Annotated in this window: 17 protein-coding genes and 1 pseudogene; 13 read left to right on the forward strand and 5 right to left on the reverse strand. The window is 46.5% G+C overall.

Features of this window, described 5'->3' with window-relative positions; genetic code table 11:
- From ASG81_RS13770 to ASG81_RS33985, 3 genes and pseudogenes are all read right to left on the reverse strand, one after another.
- The coding region (locus ASG81_RS13770) for a glycoside hydrolase family 70 protein (RefSeq protein WP_268795781.1) at nt 1–355 on the reverse strand (355 nt) is incomplete at its 3' end.
- A 136-nt stretch (nt 356–491) separates the two neighbouring features.
- On the reverse strand, nt 492–683 hold a 192-nt coding region (locus tag ASG81_RS32805; protein WP_235548867.1), incomplete at its 5' end, for a hypothetical protein.
- A gap of 1 nt (nt 684) precedes the next feature.
- Nucleotides 685–921: pseudogene (locus ASG81_RS33985) on the reverse strand (glycoside hydrolase family 70 protein); the annotation flags it as partial.
- A gap of 552 nt (nt 922–1,473) precedes the next feature.
- Between ASG81_RS33985 and ASG81_RS13780 the strand changes: the two are divergent.
- From ASG81_RS13780 to ASG81_RS13810, 7 genes are all read left to right on the forward strand, one after another.
- Complete coding sequence (locus ASG81_RS13780; RefSeq protein ID WP_235548868.1) at nt 1,474–2,700, forward strand: amidohydrolase family protein; 1,227 nt, start codon at nt 1,474–1,476, stop codon at nt 2,698–2,700.
- A 21-nt stretch (nt 2,701–2,721) separates the two neighbouring features.
- Nucleotides 2,722–4,305: a PucR family transcriptional regulator gene (locus ASG81_RS13785; protein ID WP_056634908.1), complete on the forward strand. Its 1,584-nt coding sequence runs from the start codon at nt 2,722–2,724 to the stop codon at nt 4,303–4,305.
- Between the two features lie 47 nt (nt 4,306–4,352).
- Nucleotides 4,353–5,549 carry an amidohydrolase family protein gene (locus ASG81_RS13790; RefSeq protein ID WP_056634912.1) on the forward strand — a complete coding sequence of 399 codons (1,197 nt, stop codon included), beginning with the start codon at nt 4,353–4,355 and terminating at the stop codon, nt 5,547–5,549.
- 2 nt (nt 5,550–5,551) lie between these two features.
- A complete protein-coding gene (locus tag ASG81_RS13795; protein ID WP_200961506.1) occupies nt 5,552–6,340 on the forward strand; it encodes an ABC transporter ATP-binding protein in 789 nt (262 codons plus the stop codon).
- Nucleotides 6,340–7,203: an ABC transporter permease gene (locus ASG81_RS13800; RefSeq protein ID WP_081417333.1), complete on the forward strand. Its 864-nt coding sequence runs from the start codon at nt 6,340–6,342 to the stop codon at nt 7,201–7,203. The genes ASG81_RS13795 and ASG81_RS13800 overlap by 1 nt, the downstream gene beginning before the upstream one ends.
- Nucleotides 7,175–8,230, forward strand: a complete 1,056-nt coding sequence (locus tag ASG81_RS13805; RefSeq protein WP_056634915.1) for an ABC transporter substrate-binding protein — start codon at nt 7,175–7,177, stop codon at nt 8,228–8,230. Before ASG81_RS13800 ends, ASG81_RS13805 begins: the two co-directional genes overlap by 29 nt.
- Nucleotides 8,231–8,578: 348 nt before the next feature.
- On the forward strand, nt 8,579–10,795 hold the full coding sequence (locus ASG81_RS13810) for a stalk domain-containing protein (RefSeq protein ID WP_056634919.1): 2,217 nt from the start codon (nt 8,579–8,581) through the stop codon (nt 10,793–10,795).
- Nucleotides 10,796–11,573: 778 nt separating this feature from the next.
- Here ASG81_RS13810 and ASG81_RS13815 read toward each other — a convergent pair.
- Nucleotides 11,574–12,218, reverse strand: a complete 645-nt coding sequence (locus ASG81_RS13815) for a metal-dependent hydrolase (protein ID WP_056634922.1) — start codon at nt 12,216–12,218, stop codon at nt 11,574–11,576.
- Nucleotides 12,215–13,105, reverse strand: a complete 891-nt coding sequence (locus ASG81_RS13820; RefSeq protein WP_056634925.1) for an AraC family transcriptional regulator — start codon at nt 13,103–13,105, stop codon at nt 12,215–12,217. Before ASG81_RS13820 ends, ASG81_RS13815 begins: the two co-directional genes overlap by 4 nt.
- Nucleotides 13,106–13,323: 218 nt before the next feature.
- Between ASG81_RS13820 and ASG81_RS13825 the strand changes: the two genes are divergently transcribed.
- The 6 genes from ASG81_RS13825 to glpK all read left to right on the forward strand — a co-directional run bounded on the left by ASG81_RS13825 (nt 13,324) and on the right by glpK (nt 20,064).
- The gene (locus ASG81_RS13825) at nt 13,324–16,029 is read left to right on the forward strand and encodes a glycoside hydrolase family 78 protein (protein WP_056635651.1); all 2,706 of its coding nucleotides are present in this window, start codon (nt 13,324–13,326) and stop codon (nt 16,027–16,029) included.
- Between the two features lie 102 nt (nt 16,030–16,131).
- The gene (locus tag ASG81_RS13830; RefSeq protein WP_056634930.1) at nt 16,132–16,497 is read left to right on the forward strand and encodes an ArsR/SmtB family transcription factor; all 366 of its coding nucleotides are present in this window, start codon (nt 16,132–16,134) and stop codon (nt 16,495–16,497) included.
- A gap of 61 nt (nt 16,498–16,558) precedes the next feature.
- Nucleotides 16,559–16,756: a beta-galactosidase trimerization domain-containing protein gene (locus ASG81_RS13835; RefSeq protein WP_056634933.1), complete on the forward strand. Its 198-nt coding sequence runs from the start codon at nt 16,559–16,561 to the stop codon at nt 16,754–16,756.
- Nucleotides 16,757–16,907: 151 nt separating this feature from the next.
- A complete protein-coding gene (locus ASG81_RS13840; RefSeq protein ID WP_056634935.1) occupies nt 16,908–17,927 on the forward strand; it encodes a LacI family DNA-binding transcriptional regulator in 1,020 nt (339 codons plus the stop codon).
- 53 nt (nt 17,928–17,980) lie between these two features.
- Complete coding sequence (locus ASG81_RS13845) at nt 17,981–18,535, forward strand: glycerol-3-phosphate responsive antiterminator (RefSeq protein ID WP_155971560.1); 555 nt, start codon at nt 17,981–17,983, stop codon at nt 18,533–18,535.
- 32 nt (nt 18,536–18,567) lie between these two features.
- Complete coding sequence (gene glpK, locus ASG81_RS13850; protein WP_056634941.1) at nt 18,568–20,064, forward strand: glycerol kinase GlpK; 1,497 nt, start codon at nt 18,568–18,570, stop codon at nt 20,062–20,064.
- Nucleotides 20,065–20,067 lie beyond the last annotated feature (3 nt).

Here is a 20,067-nt window from a genome sequence, read left to right on the forward strand (position 1 = left end):
ATCGCGAGCTCATCAAATCCTGGAATTTGGTGAGTATATCGGTGTTTAAGTGAGACGCCGCGTCAATACGGAATCCGTCGAAGCCATATTCATCCATCARGAATTTGGCCCAGTTTAGTTGCTCTTCCTGTACGACAGGATGCGAATTATCGATATCATTTCCGATCAAAAATTCGTACTKCAGCACATTTGTATTCAGATGGTGGTTATTGCCGTTGTTAAACCGAAGGTTTCCGTGCGGATCGGTTGCCGCAGTGTAACCTGGTTGGGAGAAGATATACTTGTCAGTCAATTTGGATACAGTCGCTGAATCCGCTGCAATGATTTCTGACTTCGTCGTCGCTGTTTCCGTCAAAACCGTTTTCACGCATAAAATCAAGATAGTTTAGGTTTGTCGCACCTTGTTGCGGATCGATATAATAGAGCAGCACCGGTTTCCAAACTTGTTCAGTCTCCGTAGCCGCCCMTTCGACAGCAAAATAGGTCTACCGTTAAGTAAGTGTCAGTGGCTTTAATTTTCCCATATTTTTGGGCTTCGGAGTTGCTCCGTTATAATATGTATGATTCCATTCCTTGATCACGCCATATTTAGCCTGGCCGGGACCGCCGCCTTTACTGTAAACCTGAACCAGTCTGTCTTTCACATTCGGGTCGTTTTCGTTGGGTAGTAACATCTGCATTCGNGTATGATTCCATTCCTTGATCACGCCATATTTAGCCTGGCCGGGACCGCCGCCTTTACTGTAAACCTGAACCAGTCTGTCTTTCACATTCGGGTCGTTTTCGTTGCCGAAATTATCGACCGAAGTGATACTGACGACTTCCGGTGTTGGAAGCCCCATCATCTGATTTGGAACGAGATCTTCCTGAACTTTAAGGCCGTTGGCGTGCATTTTTTTAATGACTTTTTTCAGCTCATCGNGACCGAAGTGATACTGACGACTTCCGGTGTTGGAAGCCCCATCATCTGATTTGGAACGAGATCTTCCTGAACTTTAAGGCCGTTGGCGTGCATTTTTTTTAATGACTTTTTTCAGCTCATCGCTCGTCCCGTATTTTATAAAGGATCGAGAAAATTTCAATACTCAGATGCAGCCATCTATATGCTTATCGCTTGTATTATAAGCTATCTTTTTTCAGGACATTCCGGAATTTATACCTCGATGCAATGGGATAATTCCAAGCCTCTAGGTAGTTCACTAAAGAAGTAGAAAAAGTAAGTCATTCTATAGGTTTAACAATATGTAGAGCTCTCCATGTGAGTGCTCTATTTGTATTGACTCACTAGTTAACCATTATGTCATATAAAATTACATTAACATTATAATCGTGCACAATTAATAAATGTTTCGTTGTTAAATGTCATAATAATTAACACGATAATTGACGATTCAGATGTCGAGGTCCTATAATCGAGACAATTACGTAATATAATATAACATACATCACGGAGCATATTGAGGGGGATGACAAGTGGATCTTCTTATTCAAGGCTTCTCCAGTCCACAATTTCCTTGCGTCATGGATTTAGGAATTGAGAAGGGAATTATTACTTATTTAGCTGAACATTCATTACTTCCTCCAGAAGCTAAGCAAATCATTGCAGCGAATGGAAATATATTACTTCCAGGACTTGTGGAATCTCATATCCATTTAGACAAAGCACTATTATTGGATCAAATGAAGAGTGAGGCTTCAACACTACAGGAGGCCATATCTGAAACCTATAAACTCAAGTCAGGTTACACAAAGCAAGATATGCGAGAGAGAGCCATTCGAATTATTCGAAGCTCCATCGCTGCTGGTGTTACTGTGATGCGATGTCAGGTAGAACTGGATTCGATATTAGAATTTAAAGCCATGGAGCTCATGCTAGAACTGAAGGAAGAACTAAGAGACCAGATCGATATTCAACTGGTGGCTTTTCCGCAAGAAGGAATTTTCAGACAACCTGGAACCGACGCGTTAATGATTCAATCCCTTATCAGGGGAGCAGATGTCGTAGGTGGGATTACTTATAATGATAGCGATTTAAATGAACATTTACATTTCATATTTGGACTTGCTGATAAGTATAACAAACCTATTGATTTACATGTTGATTTCTCTGATGATTCCGATCAATTGGCCATTCTTGATGTCATTCGCTTAACTAAAGATTACAGATTTCAAGATAAAGTATCGGTTGGGCACTTAACTTCACTTGGTTCTGTAAAGCCTATGCAAGCTGAAAAAATTGCAGAGTCGATAGCCAAAGCAGGTATTCATGTAATGTCCTTGCCATCAACGGAGTTATATTTGAATGGGAGAGCAGATGGATACCGTAATCGAAGAGGATTAACGCCAGTCCCCATGCTGCTGGATAGTGGAGTGAATGTGATTTATGGAACCAACAATATCCAGAATGCATTTACACCCTTCGGTACATCGGATCCACTGGATATCGGATTATTATTAGCCCAAACCTGTTATATGGGTTCGGCCAAAGATGCGGAGATTATTATTGATATGGCTACCTACCGAGGTGCGAAAGCACTGGGAATATCGAATTATGGTTTGCACATTGGAGCTGATGCGGACTTGGTGTTATGTAATGCCAAAGATGTTCGAACACTGCTGTATTATCGTTCTGAACGACTCTTTGTATGGAAAAAAGGGAAGCAGGTTGCCTCTACAAGTAAAGAAACCATTTTCTATTAGCATGGAGAAAAGAGGGGTGTTATGCGATTAACCGTTCTAGAAGCGTTACAAATTTACCCTTTATCTCATGCTAAGCTGATAGCCGGTGAAAGAGGAGGATCTAGAGTACTTCGATCCGTAACTTTAATGGATGATCCGGATATTGCCCAATGGGTTAAATCAGATGAAATTCTGTTCACAACAGGCTTCATGATGAAAGACAGTCCAGATCAAGCTGTTTCTTTACTTCGTAAACTAGACGAAAGAGGTGCAGCAGGATTAGGTGTCAAGTTAGGAAGATTCTGGGATAGAATACCGGAGGAATTAATTGAGGAAGCGAATCGCTTAAATTTTCCGATCTTGGAACTTCCGTATGAATTTACGTTTTCCGATCAAATGACGGCATTGTTTAATTCAGAATTGGCAGAAAGAACGAAATTGCTCCATGGTGTATTTGATAAACAGAGGCAATTAATGCAATTTGCACTAAAACAAAATGATTTAAGTAATTTATTTCATATTATTTCAGGTATATTAGGTCATCCGATTGCAGTTATTGCGGTAGGGGGGCACATTTTATATAACAACGGGCCGATTCCTGAACAACGGTTACTACTGAATTGGCCTTGGTCAATTAAAGCCTATTGGGAAGGTGGCAAAAAAGAGCGTGCTTACAGGATTCCACTTCTTCACGATAATACATGTGTTGGCTATTTGAAGGTTTGTACGAGTCACTCTCTCGTTTTTAAAGAAGAGGAAGCCTTATTTCAGCAAGCATCTGAAATTCTAGCCTATCATCTGGGGATGGATACACAAGGGATTAGCTATCAATCTTCAAGATATAGAGCGGAGTCTCTATTGCAAGATGTTATACAGAACAAGATTACCGTCGATGGATTTATTAATAAATGTGTGGAGTATGGGATTAAACGTTTTGCGAAGCCGTATCAATGTGTATTCACCATTTTAGATAGAAATCATGTGAACGCGATGGAGCCAGTGTTGATGCGGGAATTGGCAAAAAGCTCAGCTTTAAAATCCTTTGATGTTGAACATTTTCGATTACAAGAGGGCATCCTTTCTGTGTTTTCTCTTAGTGATCAAGTTGCCAAGGACAGCCTAGGGCTATCTAGAGCGATCTCGGAAAATTTAACTTTATGTCAAAAAATCGTACCGCTTGTTCCTTTGCAAAGTTATGTAAGTCAGATCAAATTCTCGATTGGAGAACTGTTAGTAGCTTACGGGGAATGCATTGAAACTTACAAAATGGCAAAACGATTGAAGATCGACCAACCTGTATTGTTCTATGAGACTGTGGAGTTTAATTCGATATTTAAGCATTTGCCTGAAGAAGTAATGTTTGGTTATTGTCATCATATCCTGTCACCGCTGCTAATTGATCATAAAGAATGGGATGAAGAACTTATTCAAACGTTAGAAGTGTACCTTCAATGTGATGGCTCCATGACAGAGACAAGTAGACAATTGTTTATTCATCGGAACACGGTTGCTTATCGCTTAGAGAAGATAAATGACGTACTCAAGGTAGATTTGAAAAATATGAATCATCTCTTACGTTTGAAATTAGCCTTTATGTTTAGAAGCTTTCTAGTTTCATCAAAGTAAGGGGAAATCAACAAGGATCCATGAAGAACTGGATTAGGAGGGATATTATGTGTGGTCAATGGTTAGATCAGGTGGTTGTGAATTCCAAGCTAAATTGCATGTATATTGAAGATGGGAAGATTCATCGTCTTCTTCCTATGGGTTCAATTCCTGCCAACTGCACGAATGTATGGGATGCGCAAGGATTACTAATGCTTCCAACCTTTACAGATAGCCACGTTCATCTGGATAAAGGATTTCCTCAAGATCAATGGATTTCACGAAGAAAGGTAGGCTCTATCCTAGAACAATTCGCTCTGGAGAAAGCGCTGCTTGCTCCATTTAGTAAAACGCTAAGAGAACAAGCTTGCCAAACATTGAATGAGCTGTTGAGTTACGGTACGACACATCTTCGTGTTCACGTTGATATTGATCCTGATATTGGATTGAGTCACGTAGAGACGATATTGTCTCTTAAAGAAGAGTTTAAGCATTGCATGACGATGGAGCTCGTTGCTTTTCCTCAGCAAGGACTAGTGAGATCCTCATCTGCTTCCTATGTGTCGAAGGCGTTAGACTTGGGCGTATCGATTGTGGGTGGTGTTGATCCAGCGGGTGTTGATCGAGACATTGAAGCAAGTCTTAAGCAGATCTTTGATATAGCGGTTTCTCATGATGCCGAAATAGACATCCATCTTCATGACCCTGGACATCTTGGATTATTTACAATCGAGCGGATATTAGACTATACCGAACAAACGGATACGCAAGGCAAAGTAACCATCAGTCATGCTTATTGTCTAGGGGAGCTTCAAATTGAGGAAGTAAGTAAGCTCGGCCGTCGATTGGTCCAACTTGATGTTCAGCTAATTACAAGTGTTCCGATGGACAGCGCCATGCCTCCGGTTTCTTTATTGAAAGAGCTAGGGGTCAAAATAAGGCTTGGGACAGATCATACAGGCCTTGATGCATGGACGCCATTTGGCGATGCAGATCTGTTGAATCGAGGTAGAAGATTAGCTGAGATGAATAAATGGCATGATGATGAAAGCCTTCGATCAACGTATACGTTCTTTACTTCTGCTCCACTAACCTTTCATGAAGGGGATGAAGCTAATTTTATTCTTCTTAAGGCACTCAGTCCTGAGCATGCCTTATCTGTAGTTCCGTCAAGGGAACTAGTATGTGTCAAAGGTATTCCAGTTGCAGGCAAACAATTATCTACAGCATGGAGTTCATTACCTGCCAGATCCGGGAGGGAGTAGGAATGTATATGGAAGCAATAGTAGAAGAGGTAACGGAAGCCATTGTTGTAGATAATGTGTCGAAGCAATATGCTGCAGGGACACATGCCTTAGATGGAATTAACTTAAGTATTGCTCAGGGGGAATTCGTATCCCTAGTGGGTCCTTCAGGCTGTGGTAAATCAACCCTATTACGTATAATGGCAGGCCTTGCTAACAGTACGCGGGGGACGATTTCAGTGTTAGGAAGAGATTCTCTGTCATCACAGAAGGAGCAGGAAAGTTTGAGCTTTGTATTTCAGGAAGCTAATTTGATGCCTTGGAGAACGGTCTTGCGCAATGTGGAGCTACCGCTCGAAATGAGAGGTGTCGACAAGAAAACACGAAGGAACAAAGTGATGGAAGTTCTTCAGTTAGTAGGACTAAGTGGATATGTGAACTATTATCCCCGGCAGCTGTCAGGCGGTATGAAAATGAGGGTTTCCATTGCTCGGGCTCTAGTGTCTGATCCGAAGGTTATGTTTATGGATGAACCCTTTGGTGCTTTGGACGAAATGACAAGACACCGCCTTCATCATGAGTTATTAGATATTTGGATGAAAACGAAACTTACGATTGTGTTCGTTACACACAATGTGTTTGAAGCGATCTACTTATCTAATCGGGTTGTTGTGATGAACGCCAATCCTGGAAGGATTAAAGAGGTTGTGACAGTAGATTTACCCTACCCAAGAAAAGATGAATTCCAAGCTTCTGCGAATTTCGGCAAATCTGTTGAGGCTGTATCCACGGCTTTAAAGGGAGGCGTATGATGAGTAATCAGATTTCTATAGAAAGAGTATCCACATTTGAAATCAAGGAGCCTCTTGTATCTGCTACAAGATTACGGATACGTCGTATGCTATCAATCATCGTACCGCCTGTTCTGGTCATGCTGATGATTCTAGCGATCTGGCAATGTGTGACGATGATCATGAACATACCGATGTATATTCTTCCTTCACCCGTAAATATTGGTCAGGCAGCAGTAGAGCATATATCAGAGCTTTCAAGAGCCACCTTGAATACGTTCTTAGCTTCTTTATTTGGCTTTCTACTAAGCATTGTGATTGGTAATGGAATAGCTTTGCTCATGACGTTATCCAAATGGATTCAACGCGGTTTATATCCTTACGCTGTTGTATTACAAACCATTCCAATCGTAGCTATAGCGCCTTTAATTGTGATTTGGTTTGGATCGGGACTTAATTCCATTATCATCATTTCTTTTATTATTGCCGTGTTCCCCATAATATCGAATACGAACATTGGATTAACCTCCACTGATCATAATTTAATTCACCTTATGCGAATGTATAACGGTACGGGTTGGAAGATGCTGTGGAAGCTACGAATTCCCTTTGCGATGCCTTATATTTTAGCGGGAATGAAAGTCTCATGTGGTCTAGCTGTTATTGGGGCCATCATTGGTGAGTTCGTAGCGGGAATCGCTGGTGCCAAAGGCGGTTTAGGAATAGCAATTACCTCAGCAGCTGTCCAAATGCAAACATCTTACTTATTTGCTTGCGCAATTACGGCTTCGCTTCTTGGGATGGCGTTCTTCCTGGTCATTTCATACGTAACTCATCTCATTCTAAGAGGCTGGCATGAATCCGCAATTCAAATTGAAAACTGATGGGCAGACAGATACACAAATATCGGATGGGGGAATGGTGATGAGGGCAATGGGGAAATGGAAACTGTGCGTTGCGCTTTTGATGACAATGGTGATGGTATCAGCATGCAGCAGTACGAATAGTGATGAGCCGGCGGAGGTAACGAAACTAACCCAAACAATGAGTTGGTTTGCACAGCCTGAAATGGGAGGGCATTTTGCAGCGGAGGCAGCGGGGATTTATAAGAAAGCAGGGCTAGAAGTAACGCTGCAGCAAGGCGGACCGCAAGTGTCTAATATTCAATTAGTAGCATCAGGTAAAGTACAATTTGCAATGGCTCAAGCGGATGAAGTTATTCTTGCACGCAAAGAAGGGATTCCAGTAAAAGCGATTTATGCCAATCTGCAAAAGAATCCACAAAACTTAATTTTTCATAAATCATCGGGTATTAAAAGTATTGAGGATTTAAATGGTCGCAAAGTCTATGTGGCAACTGGATTTCCTTACTGGAAATATTTAACATACAAATATAAGCTGGATAAAGTTCAAGTGCAAACTTATACCGGATCTTTAGCGAATTTCTCAGCGGACAAAGATGCAGTAACTCAAGGCTATGCAACGAATGAACCCTTTGTATTGAACAAAGAAGGATTGGACGTAGATTGGCTGCTGAATGCAGACTTAGGTTACAACCCATATGGAAATGTTGTCATCACAACCGAAGCGATGATTAAGGATCACCCAGATGTGATTAAAGCATATCTGAAGGCAACGACAGAGGGATGGGATTATTACTATGAACATGCCGATGAAGTGAATAAAGCAATTAATAAATACAACACAAGCTATGAATTAGACCATCTCACTGACGCGCAAGGCGTAGCTAAGGAATTAATCTTTGGCGGGGATGCGAAGGAGCACGGTGTTGGCTACATGTCAGAGGAGAGGTGGACAACGCTAGTTCAGCAAATGAAAGAATCTGGACAAATTGATAAAGACATCGAATTTCAAGATTTATATACGAATGAATTTATTCCTGAAAAGTAAATCTACTTTCATCCACTTTCCTAAAAATAGGAGGGGAATTAAAGGGTGCTGAAATTCTTTTTAAAGGCGAGAAAACTGGAGTGAAGATCGGAGATCCTGAATCAGCACAAATTGTGCTACTCGATTGATGCTGTCCAGAATCTTGGTGTGGTTGTTTTACTCATGTTTAATGTTTATTCGTGACTGTTGATGCATCGCAAGCAGGAAAGTTAACAAAATGTTGCGGATGGATTTACGATTTATTTAGAAAAATTTGGTCATTAAACAACTTTCCCTCGGATGCTATACTGAATTAGATATTTACCTATATTTCCTACCCTACATCACGAGGAGACACGTAGAACGAAAATGAAAATGAAAATGAAAATGAAACAGCTGCTTTCCGTTGTTTTAGTCATCTCGCTTTTTATACAATTGCAACCGCTTGTCCATGCAGATGAGGACATTGATTTTAACGAGATGTTTGCAGGCGCGATCGTTTTGTCGATTGGCAGCGCGAATGCGATAAGCGATAATACTGACCTGATGATCGACGAGAATAACTTCAGAATTACGCCTTTTATAAAAAATCAAACTACGCTGGTTCCGCTTCGGTTTATTAGCGAGAACATGGGGGCAAGCGTAGCCTGGGAAGCGAAATCATCCACAGCTACGATCACCAAAGGAAGCAAAAAAATACAGATTACGTTAGGCAGCAGCAAGCTCAAAATAAACGGCCTTTCTTATCCGCTGGCAGCCCCTGCACAATATAAAGAGGGAAGAGTCTTCGTGCCGCTGCGCGTTATAGGCGAAGCCTTCGGGAAAAAGGTATTTTATGAGCGCGGTATTATCGTAATCAGCGACCTGGTTATGCCGCAGCTTGGTCAAAATACGGAGCTTATTGATTATTTGCGATTCGTTCTCGCTCCTTTTGATAAAGACCCTTATACAGGCCGGACGTTATCCGTTGAACAGATCGCAAAGCTGGAACAAAGCGTTGTTCTTCTCGAATCCTTCGATCGTGAAGGTGCTTCTCTTGGCTTCGGTACCGCATTTGCAGTCGGGTACGGATTATTTTTGACGAATTACCACGTCATAGCTGATTCCAGCAGCTATTTGATCCAGACTGGTAAAGACCGTTATTACGACGTGGATGGCGTCGTCGCTTATAATGAAGAAGCAGATTTGGCGATCGTCAAAACAAGCATACGAACGAACATCCCGCCGCTGCGGATTGGTTCTTCGTTAAAGCTTGCCAAAGGTCAAGCAATCGTTGCGATCGGAAACCCGGAAGGGCTGCAAAATACCGTCTCGACAGGCATCGTCAGCGGTATAAGAACAATGGGCGCGGACCGTCTCATTCAAATAACGGCACCGATTACAAACGGAAGCTCCGGCGGTCCGTTGTTTAATAGGATAGGCGAGGTCATCGGCATTAATACGATGGGAGCAGAGCAGGGGAGTTTGAATTTTTCCGTCCCGATTGAGTACGCCGGCTCATGGATTTCGGTTTATTCGAAAAAAAGCTTCTATAACATCCAAGTTTTGAATCAGGACCAATTCAGGGAGCAGGAGCCAACTGAGCCGGATGAAGTGACTGAGCCTCCTACGCCAACCGAGCCAATCGAAGAGCCGTCAACGATACCGGTAACGCCGGAAGAGAATGTTCACTCGTTTCCTTTTATCGTAAGGGAAGCGGTTGTTGATCCGGCTAAGCCGATAGTATATGCGGTTAACGAAAGTGAATCGAGAATCGTTGCGTACAATTACAGTGAAAATAAGAGCACAACGGTCTCGGAAATATTCAACAGACCGCCTCAGAAGCTGTATTATGCGAACGGGGAGCTTTACGCCATTATAGCCAATGCGGATTACAGCTCTTACCGATTTGACGATATGCAGGGCGGTAAAGTCGTCGTATTTGATCCCGTTACATTGCAGGTAAAGGATCAGTGGAATGTGCGCATAGATCCGTACGATATGGCCGTTGATCGGAAAGGTCATGTATATATTGCATCCGGATCAGGACAATGGACGAATATCATCAGCTATGACCGCCAGACGAAAGCGGAGCTGTCGGCAGCGACCATTAGAAACGCAAGCACGATCGCGCTTCACCCCGCCGAGGACCGGATCTATGCGGTCAATTCGGATACGAGTCCGCGCGATATGGAGATGTTTTCGCTGAATGAAGGGAAAATTACAGCTGGCTATGACTCCCCTTATCATGGAGAATATAAGCTGTCTACGATAATCGGCTTAACGCCGGACGGCCAGTACTTATTAAATGGTTACGGCGGCGTATTTACAGCAACGAACAATAGAGAAAGCAATATGCAGCATGCCGGCGGAATTAACACGTTTGATGTAATGACTAGCGATCCTGTCCGCAAGGATTTGTTTTTTACAGGCAAGGGACAAACTATCAGCCAATATGATACGGCGACCCTTAAAGTGACGCAAAATTTTAGAACAAAGGGTACGTTAATCGAGCTGCTGCAGACAGGGAACAAATTGGTTGCCATTACGAAGATTAGCACGGCTGGAGCACCTATGTCGCAATATGCGGTTGAAGAGATCTTATAAGAGCGTAGGAACGAGCAGAAGGAAGTGATCTGCTCGTTTTCTTTTGCCTACATTTGGTCTCAGGAAGGTAAGGCAAAGCAACTTTTTTTATAAAAAGCAGGAGGTAAGAACTCCCCTATTAAAGATCTGCTGGTTTTCCGATGCCGGGAAATTGACACCGATGAGCTCCCGATAGATGACTTTTTCGAAATATTCAAGAGTCATCTTTTTTGCGCTTAAGCTGTGGCTGTGGGGAGAGATATACCCCGAAAGACTTCCAGTCCAGTATATCGCTTTCTCGCTATGAGCTTTTTTGCAGAGCCTAATTCTCCAAGTGACCTTATATCTAAATGACAATGCAGATCAAACCATCTTTCATCACTTTCATTCTGGTTGTAACCATCAATTGGTACATATCCAGCCATGGTCAACGATCTTTGGTTTGATCCGGTAATAAAACCGTATAGTCGCAAAGGGAAACCTTCTATTAAACTACCTTCGCGATAAAGCTCTGGCTTACGTTGAGCGCAATGCCTTTCGCATTTGTTAATTCTTGTTCTCTTATGTTATGTAATTTAACATAAGAGAAGGAAGTTTTTTGGTTTTAGAAAATATTTAACGTATTCTATCACTAAAAAGTCATTAATGTAACAAAAGCTAGCCTTAAGCGCGATTTTCCTTCCGTGAAAGAAAAAGGAATTTCTGCCAAATAGGGCGAATTATCATTAAAATAGGCGCAAACAAAGGGCATTTTGGCCTCATTGTTTTGCGCCTATCTGGTTTACTGGCTATGGGAAGCTTACAACCGGATTTTAAATGATTTTTTAGTAAGCGGATAAAGCCATTTTACGCCGCTCGGCGTCATCGTGTCCGCTACGAGATGGGATAAGTAGCCGAGCATGGAGACGATCGCGATACCCTCGATTTGCAGTTGATTTTGCAGTCCCCAGCCGATGGCTCCCCAGATGGGGACGACCCATATCGTATGCGTCATGCCGCGGTGCTTCAGCCACGGTACCCAAGCGGCAAACAGCCCGAAACCGATGAGCCAGTTCATTTGGTAATAATAACCTGCATACATGACGAGACAGCCTGCTATGCTTGCGAGCACATTACGTATGACGCCTTGCTTAGCGACGAGGCCAAGCAGGAAGAGGGCTGCGGCAACACCAATGTACAAGGGCGAGGGCGATTGTTCAGTAAAAAAATAATAGCAGATGATACCGGCCAGCAGGAAGCCTGACCAAAGCGTTAGCTCGCGGATAAGCTTAGAGAGCTTGCTTAGTTTGGTGCTAAGCATGCTGGGGCCGTCGAGATCGGCGCTTAATGCTGAGAAACCAGCCACCGCAATGTATAGAGCTGCGTGCTCCAATGTGAAAGGGTAATAAATGGAAGCTGCTGCTCCGACAGCTGCTCCGATTGCCAAATGGGTCTTTCCTGTCATAAATCCTCCTGTGACTGACTATGAATTTCTTCTTTTCGATAGACGCTTGGCGTCATGCCGGTGCACCTTTTAAATAAATGATTAAAAGAATGAATATCCTTGTAGCCGACCATTTCGGCAATGGCGCTGATTTTAAGCTGAGAGCCGCGAAGAAGCTCTTGGCTTTTTTGAATACGCAAATTTTGCAGGTAGCGGTGAAAGCTCTGCTTCGTATGCTGCTGAAAGAGCCGCTGAAGATGCCGCGCGCTCCAGCCGCTTGCCTGGGCTAGCTTGGCAAGCGTCAGCTCCTGATCGTAATGCTGGTCCAAGTCGTTTAATAGCTTAATGAAAGCCGTTTGCTGCGGAGCCGGGGACGGACTGCTGCGTTCCATCGAGCGCTGCAGAGCGATAAGCAGCTGCAGCAGCAAAGTATGCAAATAATCGGACGTGCCGGTCTGCGGCAGTGCATATTCCCGGTGCAGAGACAGAAACAGTTTCTCGAACTGGTCGTTCGTATCGATACAAGAGTAGTAGGGAAAATGGCCGCTTTCCATGTCATTCAGAAATTGGACGATGTTGAAATCGGAAGCAAATGCGCTAAGCTTACGCAGCAGCAGCGGCGAAAAAACGCAGTTGAATACGCTCAAAGGGTTGAGAGTCTTACTCATGGAGACCGGTCGAAACACATGCGAAATGCCGATCGGAATGAAGAAAACCTGTCCTTTATGAACCTTATGCACTTGGTCTGCGATATGATGATAGCCGGCTCCTTCAGCGATATATACGCATTCGAGGAAATCATGGTCATGATAGGGGCTCATAATGCTTTCGATGGCGCGGTTGACGTAAAGCAGCTGGTTTTTTTGAAAAAAATGCTCTCCACGGAACGTTTCTGCAGGATGGTTCATGGTAAGCGCTCCCTACTAATGTTTTTCTGCTTTTCGCGAATATGTCCGGATCACCGCATGATATTGTCCGCTTTGCCAACAAAATTTCCGCTGTGCTTTTTTATAATTATAAAGGAAACAGCAGTTGCAAGGAAGGCGAACACTCAAAAAATGATGCCAAAGTAAAGATCAGGCTTAGGCAAGCGTATTTGCTTCACAACCTAAAGGAGGAAACGATTATGTTCGAGATTATGGGACTACGCTGTGAATATCAGCAAAATCCGATTGGAATCGGTGTGACAAGACCGCGCATTAGCTGGAGGCTGCAGTCGGATGAAAGAGCAGTGAGCCAATCGGCTTACGAGATTGAGATCGCGGCGGAAGCAGGTTTTGCAGCTGTTATATGGCGGTCTGGACGCGTGGAATCGGAGCAGTCGGCTCATGTAGAGCTGGGCTCATTCGTCGCTGAGTCGTGTAAGCGTTATTACTATCGCGTCCGGGCATGGAATCATAAGGGCGAGGAATCCGCATGGTCGGAAACGGCTTTCTGGGAGATGGGATTGCTTAGTCCGGAGGAGTGGGCCGGGGAATGGATTACTGCGCCGCTTGAGCTGTTGCCTGCTGCGGCCGAGCCTTCTCCGATGCTAAGGAAGAGCTTTGAGCTAACCGGTACGGTGAAGGCTGCGCGTCTTTACGCGACTGCTCTTGGGCTCTACGAGCTTGAGCTTAACGGACAGCGGGTTGGCGACAGTTATTTTACGCCGGGCTGGACGAGCTACAACCATACGCTGCAGACGCAAACGTATGATGTAACGGGGCTGCTGGAATCAGGCGGGAATGCGATTGGAGCCTATCTCGGAAACGGCTGGTATAAGGGGGATTTGACTTGGAATGACCGGCGCTGCTTGTATGGCGACCGACTGGCGCTGCTGCTGCAAATACGAATCGTCTATGAGGATGGCCGGGAAGAGCTGATCGTTACCGATGAGCGGTGGAAGGCTGCTGTTAGCGAGATTCAGCTGTCGGAGATCTATCATGGGGAAACGTACGATGCGCGCCTTGAACGGGAGGGCTGGAGCACGGCTGCTTATGATGATAGTACGGAAGACTGGCATTTTGCCGAAACGCTCCGGCACGGGAAGCATATGCTGAAGCCGCAGATGAATGAGCCTGTCCGCAAGCAAGAGCGTTTAAAACCGATTGCTCTCCTCACGACGCCGAAAGGGGAGACGGTTCTTGATTTTGGTCAAAATATGGTCGGCTGGGTTCAATTTTCAGTACAGGGTGAAGCGGGCAGGGAAGTAACGCTGCTGCATGCAGAAGTGCTGGATCATGAAGGGAATTTCTATACGGAAAATTTACGCGCTGCGAAGCAGACGATTAAATATGTGCTAAAGGGCGGAGAGCGGGAAACGTATGAGCCGCGGTTCACGTTTCAAGGCTTTCGTTACGTGCAGATCATCGGCTTCCCGGGGCAGCTTGAGCTGGATGATTTTACAGGCGTGGTGCTTCATTCGGATATGGAGGAGACCGGCAAATTCCAGTGCTCGGAGCCGCTCGTCAATCAGCTTCAGCACAACATCAAATGGGGCCTGAAGGGTAATTTCCTCGATGTGCCGACAGACTGTCCGCAGCGGGATGAGCGGCTTGGATGGACAGGGGATGCGCAAATGTTCATCCAGACCGCGTCATACTTATCAAACGTTGCGCCATTTTTCACGAAGTGGCTGAGAGATGTAGAGGCCGATCAAGCAGAGGATGGCGGCGTTCCGTTTGTTGTTCCGCATGTGCTGGGCGAGAATGATATGTCCTCGGCGGCTTGGGGCGACGCGGCTGTAATATGTCCTTGGACGATCTATGTCTGCTACGGAGACAAGCGAATATTGGAAGAGCAATATGAGAGCATGAAGGCTTGGGTATCGTATATTCGGAGCCAAGGGGAAAATGAGTTTTTGTGGAATACGGGCTTTCATTTTGGAGATTGGCTCGGACTCGATGCGAAATCCGGTGATTATGTAGGGGCGACCGATCGGGATTTCATTGCGACAGCCTTCTATGCGTACTCGGTGTCGCTCCTTCAGAAGACGGCGGCAGTGCTGGATAAGTCGGCGGATGCTGCCGAGTATCTGGAGCTGTACGACAAGATCGTATCGGCTTGGAGGGAGGAATTTGTGACCGCTTCAGGAAGGCTGGCGGTGCCGACGCAAACGGCTCAAGTGCTGGCGCTGATGTTTGGCCTGCTCGATGAGACGGCAGAGAAGCGGGCAATTGCGAAGCTGTCCGAGCTGCTGGAGCAAAATAAGTTCCACCTGACGACCGGCTTTGTCGGAACGCCGTATTTGAACCATGTGCTTAGCTCGTTTGGTCAGAACGAGGCGGCCTATAAGCTGCTTCTCCAGCAAACATACCCATCATGGCTGTATCCTGTAACGAAGGGCGCAACGACGATTTGGGAGCATTGGGACGGCATTAAGGAGGACGGAAGCTTCTGGAGCAGAGATATGAACTCGTTCAACCATTATGCGTACGGAGCGATCGGCGAGTGGATGTACCGCACAGTAGCAGGCATTCAAACGGTTGAAACGGCTCCTGGCTACAAGCAAATCGTCATTGCGCCGCAGCCCGGCGAAGGACTTGCTTGGGCGGAAGGCAGCCTGGAAACCATGTACGGTACGGTTAGCTCCAAATGGTCCAAATCGGAGGACGGAGGCTTTACGCTGGATGTGACCATTCCGCCAAACACGGCTGCTGAAATTCGTTTGCCGGGAGCGGCTGCCGGGGCGATGGTTACCGAGAGCGGTGCGGCGGCTTCCGGGGCTGCCGGAATAACGGCGGTGACGGACACTGCAGCCGGCGTTTCCGTTAAAGCCGGATCTGGCAGCTATCGATTTGCTTGGCAGATTCTTTCTAGCCGCGGTCTGTATGCGGCAGTGTCGGCAGAATAGAGAAAGACATTTGCGCTTTGCAGCCAGAATCGTTCAGATTCACCCCGCCAACTGAAACATGCTATAATATGCTTTAGAACAATAACGGTTGGTGGGATGATAATGGATAATCAGGTTGCCGCAGCATGCGATGATTCATGCGCAGGCTCGGAGTTAATCATAGACAATGTTAGAAGCAAATTGATTCCGGAGACGACCGCTGCCGAGCTGGCTGATCTGTTCAAGGCGCTTGGCGATCCGACGCGGGTAAAGATGATACACGCGTTATTGCAATCGGAGCTTTGCGTTCACGATCTGACGCAGGTGCTCTCAATGGGCCAATCAGCTGTATCCCATCAGCTGCGGCTGCTGCGGAACATGCGTATCGTAAAGCGGAGGAAGGTCGGCAAGACCGTGTTCTATTCACTGGATGACGATCACGTGGAGCAAATTTTTTTACTGACGCTGCAGCATTTGAAGCATGAATAATCAATAAATTAAGGCTGTTCTGCAGGGTTAATAACCCCGGAGCAGCCTTTTCTATTGGGAAATGCCTAATCAAACACCTGCCGCAGTTACGCGCAATACGTTCGGAAAAGGCACGGTTTATTATATCGGCGGCGGTTTAAGAGCAAATGTGCTGGATGAACTCGCCAATTCTATTGTCAAGGCACAGGAAATCTGGCATATTGAAAGTGACAAGGTCGTCGAGGTTGTTGTCCGGGAGGCGGGTGAGCGCAAGCTCTGATTCCTGCTTAACCATACGGATAGCATGAAGACGTTCCGAGGCCAGCAGCTTTGCCCGTACGAGAGCAGGATCGTGGATGCCGACAGGTTATTACGCGGGAATCCTTCGCTCATGCAGCGCGCAGCCGCGGCCAGCAGGAAGGAACGGTAGTATGGCTACGATTAAAGATATCGCACAAAAAGCAAAAGTGTCGATCGCAACCGTATCACGGGTGCTTAACTATGATCCGGGCATTTCGGTTGCGGACGAGACTCGCAAACGTATATTTGAAATAGCGCAGCAATTAAATTACAAGACGCTGCGCCAGCGCAACGGCGTAGCCGTGAAGGAACGCTACCGCGTCGGGCTCGTGAACTGGTATTCGGATCAGGAGGAAATGCTTGATCCGTATTATTTGGCCATTCGGTTAGGGATTGAACGGGAATGCTTCCAGCGGCAAATGGAATTGGTGAAGCTGTTCATGCCGGGAGAACCGAATAGCAGAGATTGGTCCGGCGAGTCGCTCGACGGGATGATTGCGATCGGACGCTTCGAGAAAGAGGATGTCGACCGTTTTCCGCAAGGCTTTGAGAATATCGTCTTCGTCGATTCTTCTCCTGACGATAACCGGTTCGATTCGGTTGTCATCGATTTGCGAAAGTCGGTTTTCGAGGTCATCGATTATCTCATCGGACTAGGCCATACGGCGGTCGGTTATATCGGCGGGCGTAATACGGTAAATAACAAGCGGGTACGGGATGAGCGCGAGCTTGCATTTATGGAGAGTTTGGGAGTGTATGGACTGTTCGATGCGGAACTGGTGTTTACAGGCGATCATTTATATTCCGAGGACGGTTACAGGCTTATGAAGCAGGCTATAAGCGGAAAGAAGCTGCCGACGGCGTTTTTTATCGAAAATGATTCTATGGCGGTCGGCGCGCTCCGTGCGCTGCATGAAGCGAAGCTGCGGGTCCCGCAAGACATTTCGATCGTTGGCTACAACAACATCGCCATCTCTGAATTTTTGCAGCCGCCGCTTACGACCGTGAAGGTTCATATGGAGCACATGGGCGAGACGGCGGTTGAGCTGCTCGCGGACCGCATGACTGCCAAGCGGGAAATTGCGAAGAAGATCGTACTGCCGACCCGTCTGCAAGAGCGCGAGAGCAGCGGCAGGCCCGTGATGCAGTAAAAATAGAGGCAGCGGAAGCAAGTAGAGAACACGCGGAGGTGGCGGGCATGTCATTGCTCTTGAACGGGCAGGACGTATTGCCGGCGGTTCATAAGCTGAAGGATGTGGAGGCGGTTCTTGCCTCCCCTTTTTCATATATGGTGCTGCTGGGAGGACATTTGGGACAATTGAAAAATATCGTCGATTTGGCGGATCAGCATGGGAAAAAGGTACTGCTGCATGCCGATCTGATTGATGGGCTGAAAAACGACGAATTTGCGGCTGAGTTTCTGTGCCAGTCGATCCGTCCCGCAGGCATTATTTCTACCCGTACCAGCGTGATCGGCCGGACGAAGCAGAACGGGCTGATTGCCATTCAGCGGCTGTTTCTTATCGATTCGGATGCGCTGGAGCGAAGCTACACCGTTCTAGGTAAAAATCGTCCTGATTTCATAGAGGTGCTGCCGGGCGTCATACCGGATATGATTAGCGAGGTAAAGCAGCGGAGCGGCATTCCGGTCATCGCGGGAGGACTTATCCGTACGCAGGACCATATTAGACAGGCGCTTGAAGCGGGAGCATCGGCGATTACGACATCCCGTAAGGAGCTGTGGAAAACCGCGGATTAGAGCTGGAGCCAAATAGTGAAGGGGGAATACGAATGAAAACCTATATGTTATCGCTCGATCAGGGCACAACAAGCACGCGCGCACTGCTCATCGATCGCAGCGGAACGATTGTTGATATGGCGCGCGAGGAGCTTCCGCTCCATTACCCGAACCCAGGGTGGGTTGAAGCGGATGCTTTGTTTATATGGGAGTCAACGAAGAAGGTGATGGCGGAGCTTCTAGCCAAAACAGGCGTTGCACCCGTACAAATCGCCGGAATCGGGATTACGAATCAACGGGAAACGACGGTTGTCTGGGATAAAGCGACCGGCCAGCCGATTCATAACGCGATCGTGTGGCAATCCCGTCAGACGGCAGGCATTAGCGATGGCCTTAAACGAAGCGGATATGAGCAAATCTTTCATTCGAAGACCGGACTGCTGATCGACGCTTATTTTTCAGGTACGAAGGTGAATTGGCTGCTGGAGCATGTCGGTGGCGCGCGGGAGCGTGCCGAGAAGGGCGAGCTTTTATTCGGTACGATCGATACATGGCTCATTTGGAATTTGACTGGCAGACAGGTGCATGTGACGGATGTATCGAATGCGTCAAGGACGCTTATGTATAACATTCATGAGCGAAGCTGGGATGACGAGCTGCTGCAAATTTTGAACATTCCTAAAGCGATGCTGCCAGAGGTGCGTTCTTCCTCCGAGGTTTACGGCCAGCTTGATGCCGGACTGCTGGGAAACCATATACCGGTAGCGGGAGCAGCCGGCGATCAGCAAGCGGCTTTGTTCGGCCAGAATGCTTACGATGAGGGAAGCACTAAAAATACTTACGGCACGGGCTGCTTCATGCTCATGAATACGGGAACCAAAGCGGTCGTCTCGGAGAAAGGACTTCTTACGACCATAGCTTGGGAGGTGGACGGCAAGCTCGAATACGCGCTTGAAGGCAGTGTATTCGTCGCGGGAGCTGCAATCCAGTGGCTTCGCGACGGCCTGCAGCTAATCGAATCCGCTTCTGATACAGAAGGCTATGCGGAGCAGGTGGAATCCGCGGACGGCGTTTACGTCGTTCCGGCATTCGTCGGGCTTGGAACGCCTTATTGGAACAGCGATGTCAGAGGTGCGGTATTCGGACTGACGCGCGGAACGTCGAAGGCTCATTTTATCCGCGCGGTGCTGGAATCATTGGCTTATCAGACGAAGGATGTCCTATCCGTCATGGAGGAGGAGTCGGGCTTGCCGCTGCGGTCGTTGTCCGTAGACGGAGGGGTGGTAGCGAATAATATGCTGATGCAGTTCCAAAGCGATCTGCTCGGCGTTCCGGTGGAACGGCCCGTCGTCAATGAATCGACGGCGCTTGGAGCCGCTTATTTGGCAGGGCTTGCGGTCGGCTTCTGGGAAAACCGCGAGGAGCTGGCTAAGCTGAGACAGGTGGATAAAGTATTTACGCCAACTATGGGAGAAGAGCAGCGTGCTGCTTTATATAGCGGCTGGCATCGGGCGGTTAAAGCGGCCATGGCTTTTGCGCAATCATTATGATAT

Source organism: Paenibacillus sp. Soil522, from assembly GCF_001428245.1.
Taxonomy (GTDB): Bacteria; Bacillota; Bacilli; order Paenibacillales; family Paenibacillaceae; genus Pristimantibacillus.